The sequence below is a fragment of the Methanomassiliicoccales archaeon genome, from assembly GCA_036504055.1.
In the GTDB taxonomy this organism is placed as follows: domain Archaea; phylum Thermoplasmatota; class Thermoplasmata; order Methanomassiliicoccales; family UBA472; genus DASXVU01.
Map to the genome: position 1 here is coordinate 1 of DASXVU010000023.1, position 9282 is coordinate 9282.

Here is a 9282-nt window from a genome sequence, read left to right on the forward strand (position 1 = left end):
CGATGCGAATTTCCCTGCCAGGACATTGTTTCTTATTCTCACCTTCTCCCTGAAGTATCTCAACTGAGCGAGCATGTTTCTTAAGGAATGGAAATCATGTTTATGATTCTCCTCTGGATCAATTATCTTCAAATATCTGTAATAAAAATGTTCAAAGTCAAGGAAATGGCTCATTCTGATAAAGTACATGAACCACTCAAACTCAATGTTGGATACCAATTCCCTGACTGGTTTACCCTGGATTTGCCAGGGTGAAATGATCACTGTTCTAACCGTAGAACCATATTTATGGTACTCTTCTCGTCCGAGATAGAAAGCGGACCTCCTGGGTTCTTTCCCCTCCACGTACGAATCCAAGATCACCTTATCCTTTCCATATCTGTCCTTATCACCGAAGATTCCCTTGAGTAATCTCTCTTTATTGTAGTACCAAGGATCTTGATTTATGAACAATATCGTGACTCTTCTTTGCGTGTAGATTAGCCAGGCACATTGTCCACCCTGGTTCCTTTCGGCATATTTTTGCACTCGGCGATATTGGCGGGATACCAATTGTTCCAACTTCAGCATGGGTTCTAGACCTTTGTCTCCCCACCTCTTATCAATAATTTTTTGCATATTGCTGTGCTGACGGAGTGCCCATCCCTCGAATCTCAATATGATATCCTTATCGTGCGCTCTTGGCTCTTGTGAATAGTTTTTCATCACCTTGCCGAGGTTAACCGCTAGGTCCTCTAGCCTCGATCGAGTGTTGACATCGTTGCTGGTTGTCCTGAAATGCCAATTCGCATCAATCTCCACGGTGCTTCTGCGGCCCAAATTGATCCTCATCTTCTTTTTTTCCTTGTTGTAAGTTGCATAAAAATCATTCTCCGAGATGACGGGGAGGTGTTTTTTGACGTATCGCGCGACGTTATTGTCGATATCTCTTGAATAGGAATCGAAATCTCCTTCCAGACAATTGAACTCGCCCTCCACGTAATCGAGTTCTGAATTCGTGCGGGAATCTGAGGTAATCCAAGAGAGCAACACCAAGAGGTCTTGCTCAACATATCTCCATCCATCTTCTTCGACCTCATAATTGCTTTTCAATTCCACAGAAAATCCAATGCCCAGGGGAATCAACGATAATGTGGCCACCCCGAGATTAACGTTGATCGTGTCCACGGTCAAGAACTCCAAGTTAGATGCTAGATACTTCTCGAACCAGGACAATATATTTGCCTTACAGATCGCGTCACCGGTGCTGCACAGGTTATTGTCATTCGGATCCTTAGGGTCCTTAGCGTACATCATCAGATTCTTAGCGATGTTGGATAACAGGTCACCACGGTTGAAGGGTATGAATTCAGCAACAAATATAGTGATATTGGGACCAGTGGAGGCCATGTATTCTGACGATTCGATATAGAATACAAAATGATTTGCAGGGTTTTTCAAAACCATGATCGATCACATCCCTTTCACTGTGTGTACACCATTTTTTCAAATACCCGAGGCATGACATTTCCTGGCATACTGGACCAAAGGACAAATACCTCATGAAAATCGACTGAAGGAAGAAAAGAGAAAGGAAGAGGGTAGGGGGCAGGTTTACTCCACGTAGATCGCCGGGCGTCCCGGCTGGGCATGGCGGGCCTTGTTCATCGGGTCCTCCTTGCCGGCGTCATCGGCCGAGAACACCGACACCTGACAGCCCAGCTCCGTTCCCAGGAAACCGACCACGCTGGACAGGTACCCGTACTCGTCGATGGCCGTCTCCAGCTTCTCGATCTCGGTTCCGGTACGTTTCATCAGTTCCTCGGCCAGCTTGCGGGCGTAGTCCGGCGCCTCCTTGCCATGGCGCTTGATCTCCTCGTCGGCCATCGCCGCCCTGGTCAGGGTGGGGACCTTGAGCTCTCCTTTCTTGTGCATATCCACGGCCATGCGGTAGACCTTGAACTTCCAGGCGGCCGATGTGTAGAGGATGATGCGCTTCGGGCTGATCTTGGTCACCCGGAGGATGTTGTTGGTGTCGTCCATCACCTCGCGCAGGTAGTCCTCGGCCAGCTCCGCGGCCAGTGCGGAATGCGCCGCCTCCGGCTTGGGGTACGACTCGGCCGAGACCAGGCTATTGTTGCCCATCTCCGACCACAGCTCCTCTGCTACGTGCGGGGTGATCGGCGTCATCATCCTGATCCAGGTGTCCAGCGCCTGGCGGACCGCCTTGCCGTTGTTCCCGCCCCGGCGGGCGTACCAGCGGAAGTCGTTGGGCGTCTCGAAATAGACCTCGTTGGACATGACCCGGAGGTCGAACTCCTCCATGGCCTCGGTGACCTTGGCCACCCGGGACGACATGCGCGACAGGAGCCACTGGTCAATGCCGGAAAGCTCGCCGTTCTCGGCCACGCCCACGTTGTCGGTGACGGTCCTCATGATCCGGTCGAGCCTGGAGACGTAGTTCTCCAGGATCTCCTCGTCCCATTCCACATCGGCGAACGGTGACGCGATGTGAGCGTAGTAAAGACGGAGCGAATCGACGCCGTACTTCTCCGCCGCTCCGGGAATCGGCTGCGCGCCCCCCTTGGACTTGGAGATCTTGCCGGCCTTGCCGATGACGTACCAGTTGACGAATATGCCCCTGGGCCACTTCTCCTTCGGCAGGATGGCCACATGGTTCATCAGGAACGCCGGGAAGTGCACGGTCATGTGCTCCTTGCCTCCCAGGTTCAGGTCCAGCGGGTACCAGTAGTCGACGTCGGCACGGATGTGGTCCAGCAGCTGGGCCGGGACACCGGTCTCCCTGGTCACGGACGACGACTCACCCTTTCCGAGGATGACGTAGTCGAAGAACGCCTCGCTCATCTGCTCCGCTCTGATCTCTCCGGAGTTCACATACTTGGATATTAGATAATAGACCGGATAGAGCGTGGAATCGGATATCGCCTCGATGATCCATTTCTCGTCGAACGGGAACTTGGTGCCCAGCCAGTTCCCTTGCCGGACGCAGGCCCGCTCGCGGAACCAGTCCAGCACCGGCTGAACATTGGTGTAATAGTCGTTAGGAAGGATGTGCATCGACCGGCAGTGCTCCTTGGTCATGTCGGTGAACTTCTGGTTGGCATAGTCGATGAACCACTGGTCGGTCACCTTCTTGATCAGGACTGGCTGGCCGCAGCGGCAGACAACGTCCTCGGACAGGTCATAGAACAGCGCACCCTCGTTCGTGGAGAGCATCTCCTGCTTCATCAGGTCCTTGGCCTGGACCACGGACATGCCGGAGTACTTGCCGCAGTTCTGGTTCATCCGGCCCTGGTGGAAGCCCTCCTTGTAGACGGTCTTCTTCGCCTCTTCGAGGCGCGGGTCCCCGGCCTTGGTGATTCCCAGCTTCTCGATGATCTCGATGGCGGGCATCGGCCCCCAGCCCTTGGTGTCGATGATGGCGATGGGCTTGATCCCCTTGACCATGGACGGTTCGAGCGAATACTTCGCGATCATCTCGTCGTCCTCCTGAATGGTCTTCAGGGCCATCCAGTCGTCCGGTGCGTCCGACGGGACGGAGACCACCAGGCCGGTGCCGACGTTGGGATCGCAGAACGTAGCCGGCAGCGCCGGTATCTCGCGGTGCGTCATCGGCGTGGTGCAGCTCATGCCCACGATCTCCGCGCCCGGGATCTTGCCGATGACGGTGACGTCGTCCATCTGGTACTTCATCTTCTCGGCCGCCGGGGCGCTGACCACCCAGATCTCGCCGTTATGTTTGACCTTGACATATTCCACGTCCGGGTTCACCCAGAAATTGGTCTGGCCGAAGACCGTCTCCGGACGCAGCGTGGCGGCCACCAGGAACATATCGCCGACCCGGAACTTCATCAGGGTGTATTCGGTGGTCTCGGCGCTGCCGCCGCACATGATGTCCGTCTCCGAGGCGTCGATGGCCACCGGACCGCAGTTGACGCAGGCCGGGGCGAAGTACGGCTTCTGGATCAGCAGCCCCTGCTCCATCAGCTTGCGGAACTGCCATTGGATGAACTTGCCATAATCGGGGAATATGGTGCAGGTGAACCGTCTCCAGTCGGACAGGAAGCCGAACCGTTTCCAGTACTGGTTGACGTAGACGTCGTTGAAGAACTCCACCACCTTCCGCGGTTCGGTCAGTGTCTCCAGCATCTCCTCTGGGCATCCGTTCCGAAGCATGTACTCGACCATGTTCTGGTCCTTCTTCCTGATGCGGGTGGCCAGGCCGACCGCTCCGTTGCCGGTGGCGTGCGTCCCAACCGGGAATAGGACGTTGAACCCCTGCATCCGCTTGTACCTGGAGAAAGCGTCCACGTAGGAGAATCCGCGCATATGCCCCACATGCAGGTAACCTGTGACGCCTGGATAGGCGAAAATGATCATGAACTTGGGGCGGGAATCCCTCTCCGACTCATTGATCCGCTCGGAGTACCATCTTTCCTGCCACTTTGCCTCGATCTCCGACGTACGGTTGGTCATCAGTGCACCCACATTGTCATTGCGAATGCGGGTTATCGGGGTTTTGTCTTAATAGGATTTTGGATGTTAATCGGTCTGGAAACTTCGTCATAGAAAAGAATTCAGCCCTGCTAGAGAGTCCGAAATCCAAGAGGCAGTCTGATGAACCATTTTAAAAAAGCGGCCAATGAAGCGATAACTGCGGGCAGTAATCCAGTCATTATGCCCAGGCCACGACTGAACCTATAACACAAGGGAATAACCTTGTTGCCAGGCGTTGCCCCCGGTGCTCCCAACCGTGGATCAGTTTAATAACATGCTTACAGTCCATCTTGTAGCGTCAGAAATGGGAGTGTACTTGAAATCCAATTCGACTGATGCAGAGAGACACTGCAAGGGTTTTCAATGGGAGGAAGAGAATTCCAAGTACAGGCGAAGATTCGCTTTTTCAATATTAAGATTAACGCCGTTAACAATAGCCAATCCAATATAAGCTCAGGGGGCAGATGATATCATTGAAAAATGCTGCTGTCACAGCCAGGTTGGTCCGCTGTCATTTTATCACCACGAAATGGTTCGCATATCGTCCGTTACTTGATGTTCCCATGACGATCTCATGGATCAGATCCATCAATCCCGACTCTCTAATATTGGCACAGGTCTGACAAATCACTTTTTGAACCCCGACACCGTTCATCAATTGTATGGCTCCGCCTTCGAGTTCATATTTTAGATCAAAGTACTGTTTTGTTTTTGTCACTCGCTCGTTGTAACCACGTTTCTGACTTCGGTAGACGCTTATTGTCGAATCCGTAACTCCAAAGAGTCTCGCCACCTCGGTCTGTCTAAGGTGATGGCGATCGATCAATTCGTCTGCTAGACCTCTCCGGATCATCGGCAGAACATGCCAAACAATGAGCTCACAGGGTGTTTTCATGGTTATCCAACTCCTTCTCTGGCATGCAAAAAACAATGACGTCGATCTTCATCCCACAAACTCCGTTCCCATGTTTCCATCGCAGGATCAGGCCTCAATCATCGGAACCAGCTTGTCAGTCGACAGCAGTCTGATGTTCTCCCTTCCTTTCTGCGCCCTCATTGTCTCGGCGACCTCGCTCATGACCCCTGAAGGGACGTAGACCAAGACGCAATATCCTTCGTCTGTTAATTCGCTGTAGTCGATTATTGCTCCCGATCGCTTCCAACTTGTCCTGGACTCGATGAACTCAAAACCCATTGGATTGAAGTTGTATTCAGTATACAGGATCACACCATATTCTCCATAAGGACCACCTATGATGAAGTAAGAAATGGATATGTCTGGATGCATTCTTCTTAGAAAGTCTACTCTCCTCACTACCAGATCATTGATATTGTCATCCCACATCATATACGTAACGCCGTTAACTCTACTCAAATGTAATATATAAGATAATTTCGTTTTAACAATGGCTAAAAGAAATTTCAGGGAATTGACAAGTACGATTTCGAATGTTATATTGCTTTTCAACAACCATTGATCATATTCTCTGAAGGACAATTACGGAGAAAATTAGCGTGGCCGGCGGTTGCAGTAATCGTTGTTTCCGGGAACCAGGGATCATCTCACGGCCGGTCGGGCATTTGATCGTTCGGTGTGACGAAATAACCTCCACCAGGCATAGTCATCGACCGAGCGATTTCAGATCCGATGGGGCGAGCTCTCAGGAAACGAGGACCTGGTCGATCCAATCAATGCAGGTCAAGTTCATCTTCGGTCATGCTCTTGCCTTCCTGGTGCTCTTCAGACCTTTGAATTTGAATACCTTCTCCGGGCATCCGCGTTCGCACCGGAGGCAGGCGGTACCATTACATAGGTCCGAAGCGACAGTGATCTCCGGCTCCCCGCTTCCCTTGTTCTCGAATGTGATGGCATTCTCCGGGCATGCCTCTGCACATTTCTGGCAGGCTATGCATCCGTCGAAGGTGCCTTTTAGCTTCGTTCCGATGTCTGTCAGAATCTTCAGACCTTTGTCCCCCAGAACGGGTATGTCACGCTGCACGATCTTGAACACCTTCGCCTCTCGGAACTTTTCCGGTAGAGGCTGTATGCCCATGCTCTGCAGGAAGAAGTTATAGGACTGTACTGGCATGCCTTCCTGCCAAAACGCAAGTTCCTGGATGTATAGCGTCTCGAATACCTTGTCAGTGGCGAACATGATGTGGTTGGACCGTATCGAACCGGCCATCTCCTGCAGCGTGTCCATCAGTTTTGGGTCCTTGACAATGTCCGTGGCCATCGCCAGCGATGTGTTGCCGACCTGGTAGATGTTCTTCGGCGTCGGGGGTATGAGTCCCACTCTCTGCGCCTTGAGCGCGTCCACGTAGGTTCCTGAAGCACCGCTCATATACATGCTGTCCAGGTCATCGAACGTGATGCCGGCCTTCTCGAGCAGGGTGAAGTGCCCGGCCCTCATCGCGCCGAACGCTTTAGCCGCTTCCTGAAAATCGTGGTCGTCGATGTAGAACCCGTCCTGCAGGTGCAGCTTTCCGTCACCGGTCGTGATGTGCGGAGCGGTGATCATGCCGGTATCGAGCCCGGTCGCTATCGCCGCTATCACTCCGGTGCCGGTAATGCCCCGTGACCGGCCATGCATTGCGCCTTCCTCCATGACATCGCCTGACGTTGGATCGACCTTGTCCCCCTCCGTCGGCATCAGGCTGTCGTCCAGGACCTTGCAGCGCCAATGGCCTTCAAAGTCGATATCGGATATCGCGCCCGGTGCTGCCAGCATCCCGAAGCGTATTGCCTGTCCTTCCATGGCCGGACCGGCAGCGGCCGATCCTGTATAGATTTCGTCTCTCACTTTCAGCGCCATCTCCGCGTTTGTTCCATAGTCGGTGACCAGACACGGTTCCTTTCGGTCTAACAATCCGGTCTTGAACATCATGGCCAGAGCGTCCGCGCCTATCTCGTGGGCGATGGACGGAGGGACATATACCTCAGCGTCAGGCCCACCCAGGTCGATGCCGAGTTTCTCGGACGACATCACCCGGGCATCCCTCTTCTGAGGTGTGACCCCCTTCGATTTCAGCGATCGCTCGCCCACGAATGCCAGGTCCCTAAGCTCCATGTTCTGGAATATCGAGAGCTGGATCGGATTGCCGCATACTGCCAGCCTCTCCACCTTGGTCAGGTCGATCTCGAGCAGCCGGATCAAACGATTGATGGCGTCCATCATCAGCTCGTTGGCCAAGTTCTGGTCCACCTCGATGCAATAGGTCAGGTGGTCCATCACGTTCGCCCCGGGAACTGGATGCCTTACGGTGATGGCCGTGGAGAGAATGGTCTTCGTCTGCAGATCGAGAGCATGGACCCTTGTCCCGCTCGTGCCAACATCGATCGATATTCCGTACATTGTTGTCACCCTTTGCCATCATGACAATGTTGGGAGCCGTGACAGACATCTTGGACCGTCGCTTCCTTGAGGTTGTCGCTCATGTAATTGGACACGGCCTCCTTTACTGTTCCAGCTGCCCCTACAAATACCTTGATACCGTTGTTCTGGAATTCGATCAAAGGCCGGCGACCTATTCCGCCGATCAAGACCGCATCTACGCCTGCATCGGCCATCTTTCGTACCGGGATCATGCAGTTGTGTTCCCCCTCATTTCCAATCGTCGATACGTTCTTGATCTGGCTTCCCTCGATCTCCACCGCGGTGAACAGATCGCAGTGTCCAAAATGGGCAGAAACGCCCGCATCTAGTCCTCCCGGACTGTTACTTGGTATTCCGATTTTCATTTTCTTTGTCTCCTTATATCTTATTTATTTTATTCCATCAGGGGCGAATAATTACGCCCATCCATATTGAATGATGAAACCAATGCTGGCTCCCAGCGGGTCTCCAACATATCCTTCTTGAATCGTAAGGACCCGCATAGACAAGGTATCAATTTGCCTCATCCACGGCCTTACCTTCCTTCCCATTGCACCGACCCTTGCAACAACGCTTTGGTCGATTGTCATCCGGATTGTCAGGATTTCTTCGTACGTCGTTGCCTCCACATTTGGGGCACTGCAACGGCTGTTCAATTGCATGGGAAATATTCCACATGGTACTGCATCCATTGCAGCTATATCCCCGTGGCACAACCACTGTGTAATCTCCCCCTTTTATCTCGATCGCTTTCCCTTTCACAAGAGCCTCGGCAATCTTCCTTCTGGAATTTTGAAGGTCCTCCCAGAGGGCCCGTCTGGAGATCCCCATCCTTTGGGCAGCCCCTTCCTGTTCCAATCCTTCTAGGTCGACCAAACGAACGGCCTCAAGCTCCTCCAAGGATAGGAGGACGAGGTCGAGCTCCTGAAGAGGGACTCCCCTGGGCTTGAAATATGTAACAACTGGCACCGTTTCAATCCTCCTTGGGCATCGTGGTCGACCAGGTCTCATCAATTCTCTCACTAGAGATAAAATATATAAACATTTGTAAAATAGATGAGTATAAGATAGGGAGGTTACTGGGGCACAATCGATTATTCCCCAGAAGGTCCTGTATACATACCAAGAGGAAGGTCCAATTCAGGAAAAACCCCTTCATATGATGTGACAGGAACCTTACCTACTATCTTGCCATGTTTATTGAGGCAACTTAGAAGGACAAAGGGATTCGATCCTACCACCAAGACCTGGGAAAGTGCTAGGGCCGGAATTATTGTGTCCATCTCTTCACTATACAAGTCTTGAAATTGGCATGAGCATACTACGTGACTTGACATTCAAGGCACAAAAAGAAAATAGGGTCTTGGACATATAGTTGCACAAGCAAGACCGATCCGGTCGTGTGGTT

6 protein-coding genes are annotated in these 9282 nt (G+C 52.5%); all 6 read right to left on the bottom strand.

Translation table 11 applies throughout. From position 1 onward, the window contains the following. On the bottom strand, nucleotides 1–1389 hold a 1389-nt coding region (locus tag VGK23_05520), incomplete at its 3' end, for a hypothetical protein (GenBank protein ID HEY3419993.1). A 204-nt stretch (nucleotides 1390–1593) separates the two neighbouring features. Continuing rightward, nucleotides 1594–4476, bottom strand: coding sequence for a leucine--tRNA ligase (gene leuS, locus VGK23_05525; protein ID HEY3419994.1), 2883 nt, complete (start codon nucleotides 4474–4476; stop codon nucleotides 1594–1596). A gap of 1003 nt (nucleotides 4477–5479) precedes the next feature. Further along, the gene (locus VGK23_05530; GenBank protein HEY3419995.1) at nucleotides 5480–5872 is read right to left on the bottom strand and encodes a hypothetical protein; all 393 of its coding nucleotides are present in this window, start codon (nucleotides 5870–5872) and stop codon (nucleotides 5480–5482) included. A gap of 340 nt (nucleotides 5873–6212) precedes the next feature. Then, complete coding sequence (locus VGK23_05535) at nucleotides 6213–7853, bottom strand: methylamine methyltransferase corrinoid protein reductive activase (GenBank protein HEY3419996.1); 1641 nt, start codon at nucleotides 7851–7853, stop codon at nucleotides 6213–6215. A 5-nt stretch (nucleotides 7854–7858) separates the two neighbouring features. Then, nucleotides 7859–8239 carry a NifB/NifX family molybdenum-iron cluster-binding protein gene (locus VGK23_05540; protein HEY3419997.1) on the bottom strand — a complete coding sequence of 127 codons (381 nt, stop codon included), beginning with the start codon at nucleotides 8237–8239 and terminating at the stop codon, nucleotides 7859–7861. 148 nt (nucleotides 8240–8387) lie between these two features. Further along, on the bottom strand, nucleotides 8388–8897 hold the full coding sequence (locus tag VGK23_05545; protein HEY3419998.1) for a DUF134 domain-containing protein: 510 nt from the start codon (nucleotides 8895–8897) through the stop codon (nucleotides 8388–8390). Nucleotides 8898–9282 lie beyond the last annotated feature (385 nt).